The organism is Pseudomonas sp. P7759, assembly GCF_013386445.1.
Lineage (GTDB): Bacteria > Pseudomonadota > Gammaproteobacteria > Pseudomonadales > Pseudomonadaceae > Aquipseudomonas > Aquipseudomonas azotoformans_A.
In genome coordinates, this window is sequence record NZ_JACART010000009.1 from 84,668 (window position 1) to 106,121 (window position 21,454).

A 21,454-nucleotide genomic window follows, 5' to 3' on the forward strand; every position below is an offset into this window, starting at 1 on the left:
GTCTCAACTGCGCAAAAAGCCGCTCCGTTTGTCACCCAGGCGCCTGTGGTCATGGACTGCAAGCTGGACAAGATTTTCTACGGCAACTTCATGGCGGTGCGTGATAGCCATGTGCCAATCGAGAAAAACAAGATCACCGGCTTCATCGGCCCGTCCGGCTGCGGCAAATCGACTGTGCTGCGTAGCCTCAACCGCATGAACGACCTGGTGAAAGGCTTCCGTTTCGAAGGCCACGTGCATTTCCTCGGCCAGGACGTGTACGGCAAGGGCGTTGATCCCGTCGTCGTACGCCGTTACATCGGCATGGTGTTCCAGCAGCCGAACCCGTTTTCGATGAGCATCTTTGACAACGTGGCCTTTGGCCTGCGCCTGAACCGCTACAAAGGCGACTTGGGTGATCGCGTCAAGCACGCGCTGCAAGGCGCCGCGTTGTGGGATGAAGTCAAGGACAAGCTCAAGGTCAGCGGCCTGTCGCTCTCCGGCGGCCAGCAGCAACGTCTGTGTATTGCTCGCGCAATTGCCACCGAGCCGGAAGTGCTGTTGTTGGACGAACCGTGCTCGGCGCTCGACCCCATCGCCACCCGTCGTGTCGAAGAGCTGATGGTCGAGTTGAAGAAGGACTACACCATCGCACTGGTCACCCACAACATGCAGCAGGCGATCCGTGTGGCCGATACCACCGCGTTTTTCTCGGTGGACATCTCCCAGGGCACCCGCACCGGTTATCTGGTGGAAATGGGCGCCACCGCGCAGATCTTCGAAAACCCGCGTGAGCAAATGACCGGGGACTACATCAGCGGCAAATTCAGCTGACCCATGCATCGTTTTTCAGGATTGCCAATGACTGCAACACGTCGTCTTGATCTGGTCGCGATTGAACGCGCCCTGCGCAAGGTACAGGGCCGTTTTGCCCAGCTTAGCCAGGACTTTACCGAGCCACGCGACCCGCTGACAGACGAAGTGCTGCAGAATGTGCTTGAAGGTTATGCCCTGATTGACGACTATGTTGCGCGCGGTGTCGACCTGTTCGACCTCCAGCAACTGAACCTGATGCTGGAGATCAATGCCACGGTGCTCTGTGGCAAAGACCCGGTGCGCCGGCAGGAATACGCGCAGCACCTGGCGGCGACCGAAGTGCACTTTTTCAACAATGTGGAAGGTGGCATCAAGGATTTGTATAACTGGTATTGCAAGCACCATAACGAATCCGTATGGAAGCGAGCAGCCGGTGTCTACGTGCGAGTCCTGAGCAAGCCGCAGTTGTTCATTGAAGGCAATCACCGCAGTGGGTCGCTGATCGTCAGCTACCTGCTGATGCGTGAGGGGTTGCCACCGTTTGTGCTGACGCTGGACAACGCCGAGGGCTATTTCAACCCGTCGTCGGTGATACGCAACTCCGCGAAGCATGGCGTAATGGCGTTGTACGAATTGCCCAAGATCAAGAAAAAATACGCAGCGTTCCTGGAAGATAACGCTCCAGATCCAACCGAGTTTTTCCTGAGCGACACACCAGCGCCCGCCCACCAGGGGGGCCAATGATGGGAAGGTACCCAGTGCTCGACACGATCAAGCGTGTGTTCATCAAGCGTCAGCGAATCCGTATTTCGTTCGACATCGACGACACACTGGCCTGTCAGCTGCACCACAGTGCAACCGAGCACAGCCGCTTGCCGGCGTGTGTACACCGTTGGTTGGGCGAGCCCTTGCGCTGCGGCACCCGTTCTCTGACCCGTGAGCTGCGTCGCCAGGGTTGCAGCGTTTGGGTCTACACCTCCTCAGGCCGCACACCATCCTACATCCGCCGTTGGTTGTTGCTGTATGGCATCCATGTCGACGGCGTGGTCAACAGTGTGCGACATAGCCAGGCCCTGACCGAACGTGGGCTGACGAGCACCCCGTCAAAATTCCCACCGGCTTTCGATATCGACTTGCATGTCGATGATTCCGAAGGCGTGCAGCTTGAAGGCTTCGACCACGGGTTTCGCGTGGTGGTGGTTGACCCGGAAGATGAGCAATGGGCACAACGTGTGCTGGAGGCTGTGGCACAGGTTCAGGTGCAACTGGCGCGGCAACAACCGCAGCGGCACAAGATGCCGGTGCGAGCATACCCAGGACTGACATTGAACGGATGAAACAAAAGGGGCGACTGATTGATCAGTCGCCCCTTTTGTTTACTGGGTGTTTAACGCCCCAAGAAACTCGGTATGCCGCAACACCTTCGAAAACATCGACAGCGTGAAGTTTTCAGCCGCTTTTTGCTGTTCATCGGTGAACGTTGCCGTGCAGTCGGCCAGCGTCACTACGTTGTAACCCTTCTCATAACCTGATCGAACGGTGCCCTCGACGCAGCAGTTGGTCAGGAATCCCGCCACTACCAGGTTCTGAATGCCGTTGTTGCGCAGTACCAGGTCCAGGCCGGTGGTGGCAAAGCCATCCAGCCCGCGTTTGCCTTCCACGAGGATATCGCCGGTTTCACGGCTGATTGCCTCGGTGATCTCAGCGCCCCAACTGCCGGAAAGAAAAGCAGCGCCATCGGCAACACCCTTCAAGATTCCATAATCACGCGTCGTCAGTTCCGGGTAGCCCTCAGCGAACTGGATCGGCAGGTGAATGATCTTCACGCCCAGCGCGCGTGCCTGTTGCACGGTCGTTGCAGTGTTGGCCAGCATGTCGGATTGGTGCATGACGTCTTTGACGGCGTCATGAAACACGCCACCTGCGGTGGTGAAATCGTTTTGGAACTCGATCAGGACAAGAGCGGTGGCGTTTGGGTTCATGATGAGGCTCCGAGAGGTGTCACTGGATTGATCCTTCAGAGTATATTCACTGAATTAACCCCCACAAGGACAGTGCAATGACCCGCTATTTCAAACATCCAGAGAGTGACCAGGTCGAAGAAGTCGATGCGTTCCAGGTGTTGGCCGTATTGTTTCTCGGCCCGCTCTACCTGCTCTTCGCAGGCCTTTGGCGTCATTTGCTGATCTGGGCTGTCGCAATCGGGCTGGGCTTTCTCGCAGGCCCGCCCTGGGCGGCGATTCCCATTGCCGGGCTGCCCATCATCTACTGCTTCCTGATCCGTAAGATCGTCGCCGCTGAGTATATGAAGAAGGGCTGGGTTGAAGTGCCCGACCCGGCGCTGGCGCTCAAGAAACCAGCGCCGGCGGCAGAAACGGTCGTCGAGTAGTTACCGGGAGGCAGGCTTCATCGGCCAACATCGCCTAAATCGCTATTCAAAGTGGCAATGGCCTGAGCCAATTGCATGTCAGACATCAGCGGCGCGCTATAACTTGACCGGTAGAAGCGCGACGCCTGCTCAAACTGCGCGCCACGGATCTCACCCTCTGAGCCGATAAACACAAGTGCATCACTTTTGGATGACTTGAACTGGTCGGGAATGGCAGAGGTCAAGGCCGTGGCGCCGGAGACAAGTATAAAGGGCGCTACCGACGTGATCATGAGCGCGGCTTGAAATGGGTTGTTGTTTTCAGCCGCCGCGACTGGATTGCCGAGCAATGCCAAGGTGGCGATTACCACTCTCTTCCATGAGTCCATTCTGCGGTGCATCCATTGCGTTGGGAGGACGCCACGATAACAGAGTAGGGGGCTCATCGCGTTGGATGAGTTTGCCGGCTTTGCTCCAGATGCTTGCCTAGCTCACTGATCTAGCAAGCTTTTTTGCTGGCTCCCTGAGGTAAGAAAGCCGCCCTTCGACCTTGCATCAAAGCGACTGGATCTATATATTCCCAACCCTGCAACACGCGCTGCCGCCCGAATGGCGAAACTGGTAGACGCATGGGACTTAAAATCCCCCGCTCGTAAGGGCGTCCCGGTTCGATTCCGGGTTCGGGCACCATCATTTGGTTTCACGACATCCCAGGAAGTCGCTGAAACCCACAGAGAACCTGCCTTGTGCAGGTTTTTTTGTTTTCACGGGGCGTCTTTCCTCAGGCACTCCCGATCATCTCGCCTGCCAGGTCGGCGAGTGCACGCAGTCGGTCCATCTGTCGCATATCGTGGTGATAGCCCATCCAGATATCCCGGCCCGGTGGCGCCTCGCCGGTGTCTACTCGTTTTAGCGCGGGCAATTGATCACCCAGCGCGCGGGGCAGTACGGCAACGCCCAGTCCGAGCCCACACATCTGCGCCTGAACCGTCCGGCTGCTGCTGGTAAACACGGTTCTGGCTCGCGGATACGAGGCCTGTAACCAGAGGACGTCGGGATAATGCGCCTGTGCAGTGTTCATGGTGATCAGTCCGAGGCCTTCACCATCCGTTTGCAGCGGGAATGACGCCTGGGCACTCATGTACAGCCCGTAGCTCAGCGTAACGAGCCGTCGTTGGACGATGTCGGGCTCGGTGAACGGGACGATCCGAAATGCGATATCCGCTTCTCGGCGCGTCAGATCGAACAAGCGATGCCCTGCAATCACCTCGGGCACGATCAAGGGATGGCGCCGGGCGAGTTCACCCAGGACGGGGCCTAGCACATAACTGGCGAACCAGTCCGCCGATGAGATCCGCAACTGGCCTTCAAGCTGGGCGCTTTCGCCCGCGATGCGTCGCTCGATTGCCAGTGCGCTACGTTCCATTTCCTCAGCCAGTTCAAAAATGCGTTCACCGCTGTCGGTCAATACCAACCCAGACGCCGTGCGGCGGAAAAACACCTCGCCACCGGCCTGCTCCAACACGTGCAGGCGTCGCCCCACGGTGGGATGGCTGACGCCCAACAGCTTGGCGGCGGCACCCAGCGAACCGCCGCGTGCGATGGACAGGAAGACGCGCAAGTCATTCCATTCCATGGTTTACCCCGTACAAAAGTGAACAGTGAAGATGCAGTAATGGCAGTCCCGCGGCAACCCCTGGGCTCGCACAATGGCGGGCAAGCCGTTTCAGGCCTGACTCCTGCACCCACAGAAGGACACCCGCATGAACCTTGAAACCCTGGCCGCTCGACTGGAGGCCCTGGAAAGCCGTGCAGCCATCGAATCACTCATCTCTGCCTACGCCAACGCGTTTGATCGCTTGGACCCTGACTTGTTACGCACGATCTGGCATGCCGATGCCGTGCTGGACCTGCCAGGCTTTGGCGAAGGCGCCGGCCCGGAAGGTATTGTCGCGATGGCACACAACAGCTGGCGAAAGATGCCCCACATGCACCACTGGATGGCCAACCCGCTGATTCGTATCGAGGGTGATGTCGCCACGGCAACCGTCGCAGCTGACTGCTTGTTTCATGACCTCGAAAAAGGTCCGGTGCAGGTCAGTGGCCTTTATCACGATTGCTTCGAACGACGCGAAGGCCAATGGCTGTTTACCAAGCGACGCTTCGAGCTGCACTTCCTGACGCCACTGGAAAACTGGAAGCCCATCGCGGGCTCGGAAGCGTTCGGCGCTATCTGAACCAGAAGCCGTTTGGGATGCGCGCCCCTTTGAGTTGGCGGATGACGCAGAGCCCAACCCTGACTGATTGTGTATGGAGTATGTCCATGTTGCGCACTGCTGTTTCCCAGCCTGACCCACGCCGCTGGGCAATGTTCGCGGTTTTGCTGGTCGGCGCGTTCCTCCCGCCGCTGGATTTCTTTATCGTCAATGTCGCACTGCCGTCGATCCGCGAAGCATTGGGCGGCTCGGCCTCCGCCGAGCAGCTAGTCATTTCCTCGTATGCCGCGCTGTATGCCGTGACACTGATCACTGGCGGACGACTTGGGGACCTGTACGGCAGAGGCCGTGTGTTTCTGTTCGGGCTGATTGGTTTTGCGGCCGCCTCGGTGCTGTGCGGTTTTGCCGGGTCGCCCTGGGTGTTGGTCGCCGGACGCGCTTTACAGGGCGTCACGGCCGCCGTGATGGCCCCGCAGGCGCTGGCGTCGGTGCAGGCGATTTTTCCCGAGTCGGAAAAGCCGCTCGCGCTCAGCTTATATGGTGCTGTCTTCGGCCTGGCCTCCGTGATCGGCCAGGCACTGGGCGGCATCTTGATTTCCCTCGATCCCATGGGTTTGGGCTGGCGGGCGATTTTCCTGGTCAACTTGCCGGTGGCGGCGCTGGTCGTGCTGTTTGGCATTCCCCTGCTGAAGGACGTGAAATTGCGTCATACCACGCAATTGGACCTGGGCGGCATGGCGTTGTCGGTTGCCTGCCTCGGCGCGCTCATTGTGCCGTTGACCGTGGGCAGGGAAGCAGGCTGGCCGTGGTGGTCGTGGGTGTCGCTGCTTGCCGTACCGGTATTGGCGCGGTTGTTCTGGCGCTATGAAACTCACCTGAGCCGTTCCGGCGGCGTGCCGCTGATTGCGCCCGCCGCGTTGACCGCCCCCAGGTTGGGCCGCGCACTGCTGGTTGCATTGCTGTTTTACTCAATTGGCGTGTTCTTTCTGTTGTTTTCGGTATACCTGCAGCAGGCGTTGCACACCTCTGCGCTGAGCGCCGGCTTGGTGTTCCTGCCATTTGGCGCAGGGTTCCTGGTCGGCCCCCTGTTGACCCCGTTGGGGCGGCGCATACTCGGCGGCTATGTCAATCCGCTCGGCATGGCGCTGGAGTCCATCGGGTTGCTTGCGCTGGTCTGGCTCATCGCTGCGACACCCGTCGGTGCGCCACTGGCGCCGGTGGGGCTGGGAGCGACTCTGTTTATGATTGGGCTGGGGCAAGGGCTGGCCCTGCCGACGTTGATGCGCATGGTCACCGGCAGCGTTGCGCCGGCCTATTCGGGCATGATTGCCGGCATCGCCAGTTCGACCCTGCAAGTCAGCACGGCCCTCAGCGTCGCCGTAATTGGCGGGGTGTTCTATACCGTTCTCGGTTCGCGCACCGATCCAGCCGCGATCACCCACGCCTTCATCGTTGCGAACCTGTGCATTGCCGTTTGCCTGGCCGCTGGTGCCGGCTTGGGCGTCACGCTCGCTTGGCGACCCGCTGGCTATACACCTGGGCTGGAAACTTGAGCCTAACCCGGCCGCGCGTAGTACTGCAGGTGACCAGCTGGTTTTTTCACTGCACAAAAATGTACGAGCAATGTTCATTTATGCCAGTGCCGCGTTTTCCTGCTCCCTCGCACAATGGGTCTCCAATCGTGAGGAGTCAGATATGTCAGGTAAATTCAGTGGTCAGGTTGCCGTCGTCACCGGCGGCTCCACGGGGATCGGCTTTGCGATGGCGCACGCCTTGATTGCCGAGGGGGCCAAGCGCGTCTACATCACAGCCCGGTCAGCCGGTGCCCTGGAGGCAGCGGTTGCCCGGTTGGGCGACAAGGCCGTCGCGGTGCTCTCCGATGTTACCCGCCAAGCGGATCTCGACAAGCTCAAGGCAATGATTGAAGCACAGCACGATCAGGTCGATGCAGTGTTCGCGAACGCGGGGATCTGCGAAAAAAACCCCGTGGGCGAAACCAGCGAGTCCACCTACTACAACGTGTTTGACATCAATGTGAAGGGCGTCTTCTTCAGTGTCCAAACCTTACTGCCGCTGATGAAAGACGGTGCGTCCATCGTTCTGACCGCCTCGATCTGTTCAAGCAACGGCATGGAAGGGCTGAGCCTGTATAACGCCTCCAAGGCAGCCGTGCGCTCCTTTGCCCGTACTTGGGCGAATGAACTCAAGGGCCGCAAAATTCGTGCAAATGTCGTCAGCCCAGGCTTTACCCGCACCCCGATTCAGGACAATGGGTTGAAGATGAGCGCGCACGAAATCGCCGCGCTGCGCCAACACGTCGAGCAGATGACGCCGCTGGGCTATATGGCTGAGCCTGAAGAGATTGCCACTTCGGCATTGTTCCTGGCCTCGGCCGATGCCAAGTACGTCAACGGCGTGGAACTGATGGTGGACGGAGGCCTGTCGCAAATCTAGAGACCCGATAAACCCTGAGCAGCCTCACAAGAGGCTGCTTAGTACGTCTCAGGTCGCGGTGCCCCCGCAGAAACATTGACCAGCCTGTTACAACAAGTCGTTAGCTGTGACTTCAAGAATCAGTCGAGGCGTGTACGAATTTGCACTCAAAAAATCAGGATGCTTCAGACGCGAGCTTTGCTTCCATATGACCTCTGCCGAATTGTTAAATCTTAGGCTCCCAGATAGGTAAATGAGGGTACTGCTCATGAGTGAAGATCTGCTCAAATCATTCTCTAAAGAGGTCATGCGAAACGGGCCGGAGTCGACCCTGCCTTGTAACTTGAGCGACCATTGGCTGGAGGTGTTATCCGCGCAGATGGAGGATTTTTTCGAAAATGATTCAGATGAGTGCCTGTCACTCCCCTTGATGGCCGTACTTCACATCCTGTTCGCGAAAAATGAAGGGGCGGCGATTTCTGAGACTCACGACAGGCTTTTTGATCATCTTTGCAACTATCGGATAGAGCTGGGTTTGGAAGAGATCAGGCGCAAAACCCATGTGAGTGTAGAGCCCGCCAATTTGGAAAGCATATTAACCAATCGCAGCGTGGCCTTTAAGCAATCGGCAAACTGATTACACTGAAGTACAAATGAAGTGCCTGCCCCTGTATTTATTCATCCGGTACAACCTCCTAGAGTTCTTCCCATTCGCCGCTCTGTCATCCCGGCAGGGCGCGAATTGGAGAATTACTGATGCCCTTGTTCAATACCATCGAATGGCGCAATAACCTGTTGGAGTGCCTATCGTGACTCGTCCTGTCAGCATCGACTTCGTGTCGGATGTGATGTGCCCATGGTGTGCACTCGGCGCGGTAGCGCTGCAACAGGCCATCGCGAACCTGGCGGACGAAGTTACCGTGGAGCTGGCGTTCAAACCCTTCGAGCTGAACCCGGATATGCCGCCTGAGGGCGAAAACGCTGTCGAACACATGATGCGCAAATATGGCCGCACCTTGGCCGAAGTCACCGCGCGTAATGTCATGGTGATCGACCGCGGTAACGCCTTGGGCTTCAGGTTCGACTTGGCGAAGCGTACTCACTTCTATAACACCTTCGACGCGCACCGACTGTTGCTCTGGGCGGCAGTTGAAGGTCGCCAAGTCGCGCTCAAGCACATTCTGTTCAAGGCGCATTTCAGTGATGGGGAAAATATCAGCAGCCACGACACCTTAGTGCGTCTTGCCGGTGAAGCGGGGCTCTCCACTGCACGCGCTCAAGGGGTGCTGGACAGTGGGGAGTTCGCCGTTGAAGTCCGTGAGCTTGAAGATTTTTACCGCAGGCGCGGCATCAACTCTGTCCCGGCCATGGTCATGAATGGGCGTCACCTGGTGGCTGGTTCACAGTCCGTCGAGGAATACGAACAAGCCATCAGGCAAATAGCGGTTGCGCCGTGATTACACGAATGGCTGCCCACTGAACCCGCGTGGCAAACGCTGCAAACCAGGCAAGTCGGTAAGGCGCTGCGTCCACTCGCTGCGCCAGTCAACGTGGGTCTGAGTCTTGGCTTTTCGATTGGCGCGGCGGGCGGCGTTGCGCTGGGTGCGGCGCGCTTCTTTGTAGGCATCGGTATTGCGACAGGTACGGCATTTGACCCGGTTCAGCTCGGTGCTGGAGGGGAGGTTGGTGCCGTGGTGGCCACAGGCCAAGTGACCTGCAACCTTGAAGTGAATGACCATGTCAGCGTCTCCTTCTTGGGGGTACGCACATCGATAGACTCACAATGCGCGCGGGGAGGGCGGGGCTGTAAAACCTCGGCACCTAGGGTTACGACCCGAACGCTGAGACAGCGTTCGGTTTTCGCCCTGGGCCTGTTCAAGCCTGGCACCTGAAGCTAACCTGCCAGGCCACCCATCAAGAATAAGGAAGCAATGATGAGCGTCGAGACCCTGCCATATGAGGGCAGTTGCCGTTGTGAGCGTGTGCGCTTCAGCGTGAGTGCCGCCCCGGTGATCACCATGGCCTGCCACTGCACCGGCTGCCAGAAGATGTCTTCCAGCGCGTTCTCACTGAGCGCGCTGATTCCCGCCAGCGGCTTCACGGTGACCCAGGGTTGCCCGGTGATCGGCGGTATGCAGGGCGTGGATCGCCATTATTTCTGCCCCCAATGCATGAGCTGGCTGTTCACGCGGCCCCATGGCATCGATGAGTTCGTCAATGTGCGCGCTGCCTTGCTGGATAATGCCAGCGGTTACGTACCTTTCATGGAGACATGGACTCGCGAGAAGCTGCCCTGGGCCTCCACCCCAGCGGTGGAAAGCTTTGCGCAGTTGCCCGAGCCACATGAGTTCCCGCGCTTGATGCAGGCTTACGCCGAGTTCAGTCGATCAGCGCCAGCAAGTCCGTAGTGCCCACATCCAGCCCCGCCTGGGTCAGCAAGGTCGTGGCCTGGCCCCGGTGGTGCGTCTGGTGATTGAAAAAGTGTACGAGCAGGCTGAAGAAGTCCTTATCGGCCGTGACGCCGCGCATGTTGCTGTAATGCAGGCGATGGTCCAGATCGGTCTCCTGCACGGTGTGGCACCAGTCGACGATCAACTGATCCAGCCAGGTGCGATGGGCTGCCAGCTTGCGTATATCCGCGAAGGCCAATTGTTTGAGGTCGATAGGTGTCGCAACTGCCTGTAGCGGGGTCAGCGCTGCATAGACGGCCGGATGCTGCGCAAAACGCTTGAGCCAGACGGTATCGCCCAGCGCCAGGTGGTTCAGGGTGCCGAGGATCGAGCCGAAAAACGCCTGTCGGTCCATTGCCAGCTCCGCGTCCGTCAATGTCAGGGCCGCGTCATAGAGCTTGCGGTTCATCCACTGGTTGTAATTCGCCATCAGTGCGATGTGCTCAGTCCGGTTCACTTGGGTTTTCTCTCGAAGTCGCGATAGCGTCATGATAGGCCGGGACCGCCCGGCGGTCATGGTGTTCCGGCAAGGCCGGGCTATGGTTGATAGACGCCAACACTGCGCCCTCGGAGGGTGACACCATGAACACCAGCGATTTACTCGAACAACTCCTGCGCGCCGGGCAAGGCGGCAGTGCGTCATCCGGCGGCCTGGGTGGACTGCTGGGTGGGTTACTGAAGGGCACCAGCACCGGCAATGCATCAGCCGGTGGCGGTCTGGGTGGTTTATTGGGAGGGCTGGGTGGCATGTTGGGTGGCGCCACGGGCACTCGTCCCGCTCAAGGGCGTTCCGGCGGGATGAACTACGCTGCGCTGGCCTCCCTCGGCATGGCGGCATTCCAGGCCTACCAAGCCTGGCAACGCCAGCAGGCCACTGCGCCGCAGCAAGCCTTCCAGACAGTGGACCAGCTCGACGGCCCCGCAGCCGAAGCCCACAGCCATGCGGTACTGCGTGCCTTGATTGCCGCCGCGAAAGCCGATGGCCGCATTGATGACAAAGAAAAGGAGCTGATTTCCAGTGAGCTGGGCCGCCATACCGACGACCCGCAACTGCAACAGTGGCTCGACGCCGAAGTCGCCAAGCCTCTGGATGCCGCGGATTTCGCCGAGTTCGCCAGCGACCCGGCCATGGCGGCCGAGGTGTACTTGGCCAGTGTGATGTTGGTGGACGACCAGCAGGATGCCGAACGTAATTACCTGGATGACCTGGCGGGGCAGTTGCACATCGACCCGCAATTGCAACTGCACCTGGAACAACAAGCCAAGGCCTAGAATCGCAGCGTGGCACCGGTGGTGAGCCATTGCGCGCGCTCACCGATCAGGCTGCGCCCGACCACCAGGTCCACGTCGACAAATTCGCCGAAATGAAGCCTCGGCCCGGCCTGCCATGCCTGATCGCCGCCATCCTGGCCGTAACGTTCGGCGATCACGGTCAACGAATGGGCCACGTGGTACTCAACGCCGGTGCCCCAGGTCAGGCGGTGTTTTTGGTCGCCATCGTTGTAGGCGTGAGTCCAACCAGCATTCAGGTTCAGCCGCAAGGGTTCCAGCGGTTGCCACGTCAACGGGATGTTGAAGTCAGCGCCATCGAAGCCATGCTGACGGTCGTGTGCAAAGTGCGCACCGGCCGACACGGCCATTTCCAGCCCCAGATCTTCCCGCGACCATACTTGCGCCTTAAGCTGTGGGTTCACTTGGGTTTCGCCCTTGTCTGCGCTGGTAGCGCGGGACAGGGCTGCGCCCCATTGCACCGAAGGCAACGCAGCAAAGGTGCAGGCGGGCGACAGCGTTTCAGTGTGGGTACTGCCCTCGTGGCGATCGGCGGTGTGCCAGGCGTCGACATTGCATTCGCCCGGCGCATTGATCGCGCCGTCATCGACCACGTACGAACCACCGGCCGCGTTGGCCTTGGACAGCAAGGCAATCGTCAACAGGATGCCCAGGGTCAACCCGATAAAGATCAGGTTGCGCTGCAACGCGCGACGTTTGGCCGGTGGCAGCAGCAACAGGGTGTGACGTGCACCGCGGTAGTGACGCGCACGGTATTTGGCGAACCCGTCCTGGCGTGGTGGGGTGTGTTTTTTGTGCATGATGCACCTCGCATGAATTCAGCTTTCTACGGTCAGCACCGAAATGCCGCTGGCTTTGGCCTGGCAGACCAGCTCTGAGGTGTCGTCCCCGCCGGGCAGGGCGATGACCACATCTGGGCGGCTGTCGGTCAGCATGAAATGGTTGCGCTGGCGTTCCGCCTGCTTGCCGTGGCGTTGCCAGTTGGGCGGGTAGCGCACCACGTCGATGCCCAGTTCCCGTGCCCAGTCCTCGACGTCGCTGCCGAGGAATTGGTTGCCGCCGTGGATCAATACCTGCACCGGGCGCAGGCGGTGGTAAGCGTCCAGCACTTGGCGGGACATTTTGGTGTCGGCGTAATGACGACCTGCACAGATCAAGACGCGCATAAGGTGATTCCTTGTGTTGCACGGTGGCGGCCGGGCGACCGCCACCGTTTAAACGGCGGGGGGGATCAGTACCACTGCTTGAAGCGGCGGATGTAGATCGTCTTCATCAGTTGGGCCACGCAGCAGTAGCTGAGCAGGGTGCCCACCAGCCATGGGAAGTACGCCAGCGGCAGCGGTTGCAGGCCCACCAGGGTGCCCAGTGGCGAGAACGGCACGTAGATCCCCAGCACGATCACCACACAGGTCATCATCAACACCGGCCACGCGGCGGTGCTCTGGAAGAACGGGATCTTACGGGTCCGCAGCATGTGCACGACCAGGGTTTGCGAGAGCAGCCCCTCGATGAACCAGCCGGACTGGAACAGGGTCTGCATTTCCACACTGTTGGCCGCGAACACGAACCACATCAGCGCAAAGGTGGTGATGTCGAAGATCGACGAGGTCGGCCCGATCCAGATCATGAACCGGCCGATGTTCTTCGCATCCCACTTACGCGGCTTGGCCAGGTACTCCTTGTCCATCTTGTCCCACGGCAAAGCCAGCTGGGAGATGTCGTACATCAGGTTCTGCAGCAACAGGTGAATCGACAGCATCGGCAGGAACGGAATGAACGCACTGGCCACCAGCACCGAGAACACGTTGCCGAAGTTGGAGCTGGCCGTCATGTTCAGGTACTTCATGATGTTGCCGAAGGTTTCGCGGCCCTTGAGCACGCCTTCTTCCAGCACCATCAAGCTCTTTTCCAGCAGGATGATGTCGGCCGATTCCTTGGCGATATCGGTGGCCGTGTCGACCGAGATACCCACGTCGGCGTCGCGCAGTGCCGGTGCATCGTTGATCCCATCACCCAGGAAACCCACGGTGTGGCCGTTGGCTTGCAGCGCCTTGAGCACGCGGGACTTCTGCAGCGGTGTCAGCTTGGCGAACACGGTGCGCTCTTCCACACGGCGCAGCAGCGTGGCGTCGTCCATGGCTTCAATTTCAGCCCCCAGCAGCGGCTGGCCTGGATCGAGACCGACCTGGCGGCAGATCTTGCTGGTGACCACGGCGTTGTCGCCGGTCAGCACCTTGATGGCCACGCCGATCTGTTGCAGTGCAGCAATGGCAGGGCCGGCAGTTTCCTTCGGTGGATCAAGGAAGGTCAGGAAGCCCTGGATCACCAGGTTGCGCTCATCGGCAGTGGTGTATTGCTGACGTGCCATGGATTTCGGAATGTGGCGGGTGGCGACCACCAGCACACGGAAACCGTCTTCGTTGTAGTCGTTGGCAATCGCCAGCAGTTCTTCACGGCGACGATCATCCAGCGGCACGGCGGCGCCGGCCTCCATGACGTGAGTGGAAATGCTCAGCATCTCTTCCACAGCGCCTTTGCACACCAGCAGTTGGTCGTCGGCGGCATCCTTGACCACGATCGACAGGCGACGGCGCACGAAGTCGAACGGCAATTCGTCAACCTTGCTGTAGGCGAACGGCACCTTGAACTTCGGGTTCTGCTCCGAGAATTCCACCACCGCCTGGTCCATCAGGTTCTTCATGCCGCTCTGGTGATGACTGTTGAGCCAGGCCAGGGACAGCACCGCATCATCGCGCTGGCCAAAGGCGTTGACGTGATGTTCGAGGATGATCTTGTCCTGGGTCAGGGTGCCGGTCTTGTCGGTGCACAGCACGTCCATCGAACCAAAGTTCTGGATTGCGTTGAGGCGCTTGACCACCACTTTGCGCTTGGCCATGGCGGTGGCGCCCTTGGCCAGGTTGGCGCTGACGATCATCGGCAGCATTTCCGGGGTGAGGCCGACGGCCACCGCCAGGGCAAACAGGAAGGCATCGCCCCAGTCGCCCTTGGAGAAGCCGTTGAGCAGGAACACGATCGGCACCATCACCAACATGAAACGGATCAGCAACCAGCTGACGCTGTTCACCCCACGGTCGAACGCGGTTTGCACACGGGAGCCGACAATCGCCTTGGCCAGGGAGCCAAAGTAGGTGCGCGGCCCGGTGGCAACGACCACGGCTTTGGCGCGACCACTGACCACGTTGGTCCCCATGAAGCAGATGTTCGGCAGGTCCAGCAGGTTGCCCTGGTCGGCCACCACCGGCCCGGCGGATTTCTGCGTGACGTTACCCAGGGTGTCGTACTTTTCCACCGGCAAGGCTTCGCCGGTGAGCACTGCCTGGCTGATGAACAGGTCGCGGGATTCGATCAGGCGGATGTCCGCCGGGATCATGTCGCCCGCCGACAGCTGCACGATATCGCCGGCCACCAGTTCGCGCATCGGCACTTCGCGCAGAGTCGGTTGCGAACCGACTTGCTCACGGCGCAACACGGTGGCCGTGGTGCGTACCATGGCTTTCAGGGCTTCGGCGGATTTGGCCGAACGGTGTTCCTGCCAGAAGCGCAGCAGGCTGCTGAGTAGCACCATGGTCATGATGATGATGACTTTGGTTGGGTCAGCGTCTTCGCCTTCCTGCATCGGCAGCCAGCAGTCGGTGAAGAAACTGATACCGGCCAGGGTCAGCAGCACGTAGATAAAGGGGTTATTCAGTGCCTGCAGGAACTGGACGATGGCGTGAGGCGGCTTGTCGTGGGCGACTTCGTTGTAGCCTTCGCGTTGCAGGCGAGCGCAAGCGTCCAGTTCGGTCAGGCCGTCCTGGGTGGCACGTACGTTCGCCAGGGTGGCCGACAGGCCGTTGTGGGCTTCGCGGGCGGCACGCATCGACAGTTTGGTGTCGGCGTCGGTGCCATTCTTTTTGTGCAGAGGCGGGTTTTTTACGGCGCTCATTGTCTGTACTCCTGTCGCCAATTTTCGACAAAACATACCCGGTACTTACCTGAAGACAGGCGAGCGAAAGCATGCCGAGTCGCTAACTTCGCGATCGGTTTAAATAAGGTGTTCACATAACTTCTACAGTGCCCGCTAACAGCGCGTTAGTTAACTAGCGCGCAGCGGGCTACTACTGGACGTGTTCATAAAGAACTCCAGAACAGGGATCAGGAAGTTGCTGTTTCCAGCCGGGTCAGGCGGCGCGAGTGCTCACATAAAGACCGAGCATCAAGCTGGCCTGTGCCAGGCGGGAAACCTTGGGTCTCTGCGGGTCTTGAGGGTCGGCGTGATCCCAGTGCTGCACCAGTTGGCCGCTTTCCGGGCAGATACGCCAATGCGCCAGCGGGTAGGCCGGGCGCACTTGAGGGGAGGGTGCAGCAAACGCTGAGCGGGTAGGGGAAAAGCCTACGGGCTCACGGCACAGCTTGGCGCGCAGGGCGGCCGCTAATGTGCGTACATCAGGCAAAACAAGGGCTTGGAAGGTCATAACACACCTCGGGACCGGACAGGCTACCGGCGAGGCAGTTACGGTGGAGCATCGAGCTCTAGCGCAGCTTACCGGACCGGGGAGGCGAGTCCTGTCATATTCTGGGTTTGGCGCCCGATGCCCGCGTAAGCGGTGCTCGGACAGCGACTAGATACTGTGTCCATTGGCTTCTTTTGTGAGGTTTAAAAAAGGCCCCAATTGCAGGCACGGGCAATCTACTCAGACGGTTACAAAATGTCAACGCATGATTAGTTAAATTGTCCGGTGTTCAGAGTTCATTCAGATAATCGGCATTCGAAAGTTAGTGGGTATATAACTTTAGATACCCTGTGCGGCCAGAACGGCCAGATAGATCAATACCACGCCACAGGTGCCATAACTGATACGTTGCCACAACGGTGACGCGTTCTGGCGCAACATATTGACCAGCCCCGCGATCAGAAAGCACGACAGCACCGACGCCAGCATGAACCCGGCAAAGAACATCAGCGTCTGCCCGTGGCTGGGCGTGGTGCCGACGATGCCCGACAACGCGCTGCCCAACGCGCCCCAGTAAACAATGTTTTTCGGGTTGGCCAGGGAGATCGCCGCCCCGGTGGCCAGTGCGTTTTGCCGAGTGCTGGCGGGTGCATCGTCTGACTCAGGTAGCTTCCAGGCGTCGATCAGGCTGCGAATGCCGAGCCAGGCCAGGTACACCGCACAGACCACCGTCAGCGGCACGCGCACGGCATCATGTTGGATCAGCAAAGCGATCCCGGTCAGGCCGATCACTGCCCACACCGCATCGCCCACCAGTGAGCCAAACTGCACCAGCAGGGCCGGTGTGAAGCCGTGCAGCAAGCCACGGCGCAAAGTCTCTGCCAGCACCGCGCCGGGCGAGAGGCAGAACACAAAACCGAATACCAATGCGTAAAAGAAGATGGTCAGCATGCCCGCGTCCTTTCAGGAAAGTGCGTGAGCATACGCTGGCAGACGGGCTCAAATCGACCGTTGATTGACACGCTGCGAGAGTTCGTCGGCGCTTTCCTTGCGCTCCGAATAGCGGTCCACCAGGTCGGGGCGCTCGCGCAGCAGCAGGGTAAACTTCACCAGTTCCTCCATCACGTCGACCACACGGTCGTACAGGGCAGAGGGCTTCATGCGGTCCTGATCGTCGAACTCCATGAAGGCCTTGGGCACCGAGGATTGATTGGGGATGGTGAACATGCGCATCCAGCGCCCCAGCACGCGCAACTGGTTAACCGTGTTGAACGACTGGGAGCCGCCGGACACCTGCATCACCGCTAGGGTTTTACCTTGGGTCGGGCGCACCGCGCCAAGGGCCAGCGGCACCCAGTCGAGCTGTGCCTTGAACACCGCTGACATCGAGCCGTGGCGCTCGGGCGAGCACCACACCTGGCCTTCGGACCACTGCATCAGTTCCAGCAGCTCTTGTACCTTGGGGTGATCGCTGGGGGCATCATCCGGCAGTGGTAAACCGCTGGGGTTGAAGATGCGCGTTTGCGCGCCGAAGTGCTGCAACAGGCGCGCGGCTTCTTCCACCAGCAGGCGGCTGAACGAGCGCTCTCGGGTCGATCCGTAGAGCAGCAGGATACGCGGTGGTTGGGCCGAGCCGTGCGCATTTGACGGGAACAGCGACAGGTCCAGGTTGGGCAGGGTGGTCATGGAACCTCCGGTTACAGCTCGGCAATTCGGGCGAGTTCTGCCTTGAGTTCAGTTGGGCTGAGCTCGGCAAACGGCAGGATAAAAAACGCCCGGCAGCGAGTGGCAATGGTCTTCAGCGTGGCGTCGAATGCCGCCTGCACACTCGCGTCGTCACCCTGCACATCCGAAGGGTCTTCCAACCCCCAGTGCGCCTTCACCGCCGGCCCGAAATACACCGGGCACGCTTCGCCGGCCGCCTTGTCGCACACGGTAATCACCACGTCCGGCGGGCTGCCTTCGAACGCGTCGTTGCCCTTGCTGTACAAGCCGTCGGTGCTGATACCGGCGGCCTGCAAGGTGCTCAGGCTGCGTGGCAGGACCTGGCCCTTGGGAAAGCTGCCGGAGCTGATCGCCTCGAAACCTTCCGGCGCCAGGTGGTTGAACATCGCTTCGGACAAGATGCTGCGGCAGCTGTTGGCGGTACACATGAACAGGACTTTCATCGTTAGATACTCAGTCGCAAGGCAAGGGCGGCGAGGGTGATCAACAGCACCGGCAAGGTCAGCACAATGCCGACCTTGAAGTAGTAGCCCCAGGTGATGGTGATGCCTTTGCGCGCCAGGATGTGCAGCCACAGCAAGGTAGCGAGGCTGCCGATAGGGGTGATTTTCGGGCCCAGGTCACTGCCGATCACGTTGGCGTAGATCATCGCGTCCTTGACCACGCCCACGGCATGGCTGGACTCGATGGACAGCGCGCCGATCAACACCGTCGGCAGGTTGTTCATCGCCGAGGACAGCAACGCCGTCAGCACGCCCGTGCCCATGGCTGCGCCCCACACGCCGTAAGTGGCGAAGGTATCGAGCCAGGTCGCCAGGTAGGTGGTGAGGCCGGCGTTACGCAAGCCATAGACCACCAGGTACATACCGAGGGAAAAAACCACGATCTGCCACGGCGCTTCCTTCAGTACTTTACGCGTGGAGATCTTATGGCCCTTGGCGGCGATCACCAACAGGAGCACGGCGCACACGGCGGAAATCGCGCTGATCGGAATGCCCAGTGGTTCCAGGGCAAAGCAGCCTACCAGCAGGATGCCGAGCACCCACCAGCCGGCGCGGAAAGTCGCGCGGTCGTGGATGGCACTGGCAGGGTCTGCGAGGTCGGCGGGGTCGTAGGTCTGCGGGATGTCGCGGCGGAAGAACCACAGCAGCACCGCCAGCGTGGCCGCAACGCTGACAAAGTTCACCGGCACCATCACGGCGGCGTATTCGTTGAAGCCGATCTTGAAGTAATCCGCCGAGACAATGTTCACCAGGTTCGACACCACCAGCGGCAGGCTCGCCGTGTCGGCGATAAAGCCCGCGCCCATGACGAACGCCAGGGTGGCCGCCGGAGAAAAGCGCAGCGCCAGCAGCATCGACATTACGATGGGCGTGAGGATCAGTGCCGCGCCGTCGTTGGCGAACAGCGCCGAGACCAAGGCGCCGAGCAGCACCATATAGGCAAACAAGCGTCGGCCACGTCCACGACCCCAGCGTGCGACGTGGAGTGCGGTCCAGGCGAAGAAGCCGGCTTCGTCAAGCAACAGGCTGATGATGATCAGCGCGACAAAGGTCCCCGTGGCATTCCAGATGATGTGCCACACCACCGGAATGTCAGTCAGGCTGATCACGCCGCAGGCGAGGGCCAGGATCGCGCCCATCGTGGCGCTCCAGCCGACGCCCAAACCTTTGGGCTGCCAGATGACCAGGACGATGGTGAAGATAAAAATGGCAATTGCGACAAGCATGAATAAAGGCTCCGATGGCTCAGCAGCAAGTGCTGGCCCGTTGTGGTCTGTCGCCCATTGCATCCAGACGCTGTGCGTCGCTGTGCAACCATGGCTGGTTGGCTTGCAAGGTGGTGTGCAGCACCTGCGTCACCCACTCGGGCAACGCTGGGTTGATGCGGTAGTAGATCCATTGACCCTGACGACGGTCCTGCAGCAACCCGCAGCTGCGCAGTTGCGCCAGGTGCCGGGAGATTTTCGGCTGGCTGTCGTCCAAGGCATGGATCAGTTCGCACACGCAAAGTTCGCCTTCACGCAGGATCAGTAATGTCAGGCGGGCACGGGTGGCATCGGCCAGGCATTTGAAGAGGGTGGGCGGGGAGAGGGAGTCCGGCATGGCCAAGGCCTTTGTATATATGGTTATCCGAATATACGTATTTCCATATGTATCAGTCAAACCCTGTTTCAATTGATATGGATCAAATGCCTTGAAATCCGCCACAAGTGTTTGAAATTAAAATGAAACACGAATGTCCTAAAGTGCCTGCCCATTGCTGATGAAGGAAGACCCCGCGTGACCCGTGCCACTCGCAACCTGCGCAAGACCCTCGATTCCGTCGCGGAAAATAACGAAACCGCTGCGTTCGACCTGATGCGCGCCGTCGAAAAACTCGGCGATGAAGTGCTGCGCCAGCGTCTGCTCAATACCATCCACCGGCTCAACCAGGATGCCTATGAGTTGCGCGAAGCGCGTGATTCGGTGGAGCAGGTGTCGGTCAGGCTCGCCTGAGCAAGATCGTTCAAGACAAGCCCGTTGTTGCGCTGGCATGCTTGTCGACTGTCTGTCGATGAGCCGTTTCCATGCCTACCGCCTTACCGCATTACGCCTTCGCTCGCGGCGCCATTGCCGTTATTCCCTTGTCCCTGGCCTGCGCGCCTTGGGGCCTGCTGGCCGGTTCCATGGCCATCGATGCGCAATTCAGCCCGTTGGAAGCCCAGGGCTTATCCGCCATCGTGTTTGCCGGTGCGGCGCAACTGGTTGCCATTGGGATGGTCAAGAGTGGCGCCAGCCTGATTTCCATCGTGCTGACCACCTTGCTGCTGACCTCCCAGCATCTGCTGTATGGCATGCACCTGCGGCCGATCCTTTCTCCCCTCAAGACCCGCTGGCGTATCAGCCTGGGCTTTCTGTTGACCGACGAATTCTTCGCACTGGTCAGCCACTATGACCGCGAGACCTTTAACCGTTGGTATGCGCTGGGCGTCGGGCTGACGTTCTACATCGCCTGGAACCTGTTCACCCTGGCGGGCATTGTGCTCGGTAAAAGCATTCCCGGCCTTGATCAACTGGGGCTGGAGTTTTCCATTGCCGCCACGTTTATCGCGTTGATCACGCCGGTGGTGCGGGATATTCCCACGGTGGTCTGCGTGGCGGTTTCACTGCTGTTTTCGGTGTGGTTGAGCTTCCTGCACTGGGAATCGGCGGTGGTGGTGTCCGGCCTGTTGGGCATGTGCGCGGGTTACGCCTGCAAGCGATTGGGAGTAGGGCAGCCATGATCTTCCTGATGATTGTGATAATGGGCCTCGCGGTCTTTCTCAACCGTTACCTGTTTATCGAGCCGCGCCTGCCGGTGCGCCTCAACCGTGGCGCGCGGGAGTTTCTCGGGTTTGCGGTGCCGGGCATGCTCACGGCGATTTGCGGGCCGATCATTTTCCTGGCGGACCATCATCTGAACCTCAGTCCGGCCAACCCCTACCTGTTGGCGGGTATCAGCGCAGTGGCGTTGATGTTCTGGACGCGCAATGTGCTGGTCACGGTGTTGCTGAGCATGGCGTTGTTCTATCTGTTCCGCTGGTTGCTCTAAAACCCAGGCGAAAAAAAGCCCGCGGGAGAGCGGGCCGAAGGGAGACTTCTAAAAATGAGCGTCGCCACTATAGGCGGCGCCTGCTCTCTTTACAGTGAAACAAAGTTCATACAGCCGTCAGTAGAGCCTGTGGCAATGGTACAGTCGCGT

General features: G+C 59.7%; 28 protein-coding genes and 1 tRNA gene. 15 read left to right on the forward strand and 14 right to left on the reverse strand.

Translation table 11 applies throughout. The annotated features are described in order from the left end of the window. Nucleotides 1-51 precede the first annotated feature (51 nt). From pstB to HX823_RS12065, 3 genes are read left to right on the forward strand one after another with little or no spacing between them, the layout of a single operon-like run. Nucleotides 52-813, forward strand: a complete 762-nt coding sequence (pstB, locus tag HX823_RS12055) for a phosphate ABC transporter ATP-binding protein PstB (protein ID WP_033902990.1) — start codon at nt 52-54, stop codon at nt 811-813. 27 nt (nt 814-840) lie between these two features. Further along, complete coding sequence (locus HX823_RS12060) at nt 841-1,539, forward strand: hypothetical protein (protein WP_177074985.1); 699 nt, start codon at nt 841-843, stop codon at nt 1,537-1,539. Further along, nucleotides 1,539-2,132, forward strand: coding sequence for a hypothetical protein (locus HX823_RS12065; RefSeq protein WP_038844558.1), 594 nt, complete (start codon nt 1,539-1,541; stop codon nt 2,130-2,132). The genes HX823_RS12060 and HX823_RS12065 overlap by 1 nt, the downstream gene beginning before the upstream one ends. 39 nt (nt 2,133-2,171) lie before the next feature. Here the strand turns inward: HX823_RS12065 and HX823_RS12070 are convergent, their stop codons facing one another. Beyond that, on the reverse strand, nt 2,172-2,777 hold the full coding sequence (locus HX823_RS12070) for a cysteine hydrolase (protein ID WP_177074986.1): 606 nt from the start codon (nt 2,775-2,777) through the stop codon (nt 2,172-2,174). A 77-nt stretch (nt 2,778-2,854) separates the two neighbouring features. Here HX823_RS12070 and HX823_RS12075 point away from each other — a divergent pair, with 77 nt between their 5' ends. Then, entirely contained in the window at nt 2,855-3,184 is a 330-nt protein-coding gene (locus tag HX823_RS12075) for a hypothetical protein (RefSeq protein WP_177074987.1), read from the forward strand. 17 nt (nt 3,185-3,201) lie between these two features. Here the strand turns inward: HX823_RS12075 and HX823_RS12080 are convergent, their stop codons facing one another. After that, entirely contained in the window at nt 3,202-3,552 is a 351-nt protein-coding gene (locus HX823_RS12080) for a DUF2388 domain-containing protein (RefSeq protein WP_177074988.1), read from the reverse strand. A gap of 214 nt (nt 3,553-3,766) precedes the next feature. Between HX823_RS12080 and HX823_RS12085 the strand changes: the two genes are divergently transcribed. Continuing rightward, nucleotides 3,767-3,853: transfer RNA gene (locus HX823_RS12085), tRNA-Leu, on the forward strand. Nucleotides 3,854-3,944: 91 nt separating this feature from the next. Here the strand turns inward: HX823_RS12085 and HX823_RS12090 are convergent. Beyond that, the gene (locus HX823_RS12090) at nt 3,945-4,799 is read right to left on the reverse strand and encodes a LysR family transcriptional regulator (RefSeq protein WP_038844550.1); all 855 of its coding nucleotides are present in this window, start codon (nt 4,797-4,799) and stop codon (nt 3,945-3,947) included. 127 nt (nt 4,800-4,926) lie between these two features. Here HX823_RS12090 and HX823_RS12095 point away from each other — a divergent pair, with 127 nt between their 5' ends. From HX823_RS12095 to HX823_RS12115, 5 genes are all read left to right on the forward strand, one after another. Next, on the forward strand, nt 4,927-5,400 hold the full coding sequence (locus tag HX823_RS12095) for a nuclear transport factor 2 family protein (RefSeq protein ID WP_177074989.1): 474 nt from the start codon (nt 4,927-4,929) through the stop codon (nt 5,398-5,400). Between the two features lie 86 nt (nt 5,401-5,486). After that, on the forward strand, nt 5,487-6,932 hold the full coding sequence (locus HX823_RS12100; protein WP_218169752.1) for an MFS transporter: 1,446 nt from the start codon (nt 5,487-5,489) through the stop codon (nt 6,930-6,932). A 142-nt stretch (nt 6,933-7,074) separates the two neighbouring features. Further along, complete coding sequence (locus HX823_RS12105; RefSeq protein ID WP_177074990.1) at nt 7,075-7,833, forward strand: SDR family NAD(P)-dependent oxidoreductase; 759 nt, start codon at nt 7,075-7,077, stop codon at nt 7,831-7,833. 247 nt (nt 7,834-8,080) lie between these two features. Further along, the gene (locus HX823_RS12110; RefSeq protein WP_177074991.1) at nt 8,081-8,449 is read left to right on the forward strand and encodes a hypothetical protein; all 369 of its coding nucleotides are present in this window, start codon (nt 8,081-8,083) and stop codon (nt 8,447-8,449) included. A 172-nt stretch (nt 8,450-8,621) separates the two neighbouring features. Next, nucleotides 8,622-9,269, forward strand: coding sequence for a DsbA family oxidoreductase (locus HX823_RS12115; protein WP_177074992.1), 648 nt, complete (start codon nt 8,622-8,624; stop codon nt 9,267-9,269). On the opposite strand, the gene HX823_RS12120 is transcribed toward HX823_RS12115, so the two are convergent. Beyond that, nucleotides 9,270-9,551: a hypothetical protein gene (locus tag HX823_RS12120; protein WP_177074993.1), complete on the reverse strand. Its 282-nt coding sequence runs from the start codon at nt 9,549-9,551 to the stop codon at nt 9,270-9,272. A gap of 195 nt (nt 9,552-9,746) precedes the next feature. Between HX823_RS12120 and HX823_RS12125 the strand changes: the two genes are divergently transcribed. Continuing rightward, nucleotides 9,747-10,220, forward strand: a complete 474-nt coding sequence (locus tag HX823_RS12125) for a GFA family protein (protein WP_177074994.1) — start codon at nt 9,747-9,749, stop codon at nt 10,218-10,220. On the opposite strand, the gene HX823_RS12130 is transcribed toward HX823_RS12125, so the two are convergent. Then, entirely contained in the window at nt 10,192-10,719 is a 528-nt protein-coding gene (locus HX823_RS12130) for a DinB family protein (protein ID WP_177074995.1), read from the reverse strand. The two genes, HX823_RS12125 and HX823_RS12130, sit on opposite strands and share 29 nt — an antisense overlap. 125 nt (nt 10,720-10,844) lie before the next feature. On the opposite strand from HX823_RS12130, the gene HX823_RS12135 reads away from it, so the two are divergent. Continuing rightward, nucleotides 10,845-11,534, forward strand: a complete 690-nt coding sequence (locus tag HX823_RS12135; RefSeq protein ID WP_038850996.1) for a tellurite resistance TerB family protein — start codon at nt 10,845-10,847, stop codon at nt 11,532-11,534. On the opposite strand, the gene HX823_RS12140 is transcribed toward HX823_RS12135, so the two are convergent. From HX823_RS12140 to HX823_RS12180, 9 genes are all read right to left on the reverse strand, one after another. Next, a complete protein-coding gene (locus tag HX823_RS12140; RefSeq protein ID WP_177074996.1) occupies nt 11,531-12,352 on the reverse strand; it encodes a hypothetical protein in 822 nt (273 codons plus the stop codon). The two genes, HX823_RS12135 and HX823_RS12140, sit on opposite strands and share 4 nt — an antisense overlap. An 18-nt stretch (nt 12,353-12,370) precedes the next feature. Further along, nucleotides 12,371-12,718: a DUF2493 domain-containing protein gene (locus tag HX823_RS12145; protein ID WP_177074997.1), complete on the reverse strand. Its 348-nt coding sequence runs from the start codon at nt 12,716-12,718 to the stop codon at nt 12,371-12,373. A gap of 65 nt (nt 12,719-12,783) precedes the next feature. After that, the gene (mgtA, locus tag HX823_RS12150; protein ID WP_177074998.1) at nt 12,784-15,498 is read right to left on the reverse strand and encodes a magnesium-translocating P-type ATPase; all 2,715 of its coding nucleotides are present in this window, start codon (nt 15,496-15,498) and stop codon (nt 12,784-12,786) included. A gap of 235 nt (nt 15,499-15,733) precedes the next feature. Beyond that, nucleotides 15,734-16,027 carry a hypothetical protein gene (locus HX823_RS12155; protein ID WP_177074999.1) on the reverse strand — a complete coding sequence of 98 codons (294 nt, stop codon included), beginning with the start codon at nt 16,025-16,027 and terminating at the stop codon, nt 15,734-15,736. Nucleotides 16,028-16,345: 318 nt separating this feature from the next. Next, nucleotides 16,346-16,957 (reverse strand): LysE family transporter, encoded by a 612-nt coding sequence (locus HX823_RS12160; protein ID WP_177075000.1) that lies wholly within the window; start codon nt 16,955-16,957, stop codon nt 16,346-16,348. Nucleotides 16,958-17,005: 48 nt separating this feature from the next. After that, nucleotides 17,006-17,692 (reverse strand): arsenical resistance protein ArsH, encoded by a 687-nt coding sequence (gene arsH, locus HX823_RS12165; protein WP_038850985.1) that lies wholly within the window; start codon nt 17,690-17,692, stop codon nt 17,006-17,008. 11 nt (nt 17,693-17,703) lie between these two features. Beyond that, nucleotides 17,704-18,174: an arsenate reductase ArsC gene (locus HX823_RS12170; RefSeq protein ID WP_177075001.1), complete on the reverse strand. Its 471-nt coding sequence runs from the start codon at nt 18,172-18,174 to the stop codon at nt 17,704-17,706. 2 nt (nt 18,175-18,176) lie between these two features. Next, nucleotides 18,177-19,460 carry an arsenic transporter gene (locus HX823_RS12175; RefSeq protein ID WP_177075002.1) on the reverse strand — a complete coding sequence of 428 codons (1,284 nt, stop codon included), beginning with the start codon at nt 19,458-19,460 and terminating at the stop codon, nt 18,177-18,179. A gap of 19 nt (nt 19,461-19,479) precedes the next feature. Further along, a complete protein-coding gene (locus HX823_RS12180; protein WP_177075003.1) occupies nt 19,480-19,836 on the reverse strand; it encodes a metalloregulator ArsR/SmtB family transcription factor in 357 nt (118 codons plus the stop codon). A gap of 177 nt (nt 19,837-20,013) precedes the next feature. Here HX823_RS12180 and HX823_RS12185 point away from each other — a divergent pair, with 177 nt between their 5' ends. The 3 genes from HX823_RS12185 to HX823_RS12195 all read left to right on the forward strand — a co-directional run bounded on the left by HX823_RS12185 (nt 20,014) and on the right by HX823_RS12195 (nt 21,304). After that, nucleotides 20,014-20,229 (forward strand): hypothetical protein, encoded by a 216-nt coding sequence (locus HX823_RS12185; RefSeq protein ID WP_005788169.1) that lies wholly within the window; start codon nt 20,014-20,016, stop codon nt 20,227-20,229. Between the two features lie 71 nt (nt 20,230-20,300). Beyond that, on the forward strand, nt 20,301-20,996 hold the full coding sequence (locus HX823_RS12190) for an AzlC family ABC transporter permease (protein WP_177075004.1): 696 nt from the start codon (nt 20,301-20,303) through the stop codon (nt 20,994-20,996). Beyond that, nucleotides 20,993-21,304 carry an AzlD domain-containing protein gene (locus tag HX823_RS12195; protein WP_016974806.1) on the forward strand — a complete coding sequence of 104 codons (312 nt, stop codon included), beginning with the start codon at nt 20,993-20,995 and terminating at the stop codon, nt 21,302-21,304. Before HX823_RS12190 ends, HX823_RS12195 begins: the two co-directional genes overlap by 4 nt. Nucleotides 21,305-21,454: the final 150 nt, after the last annotated feature.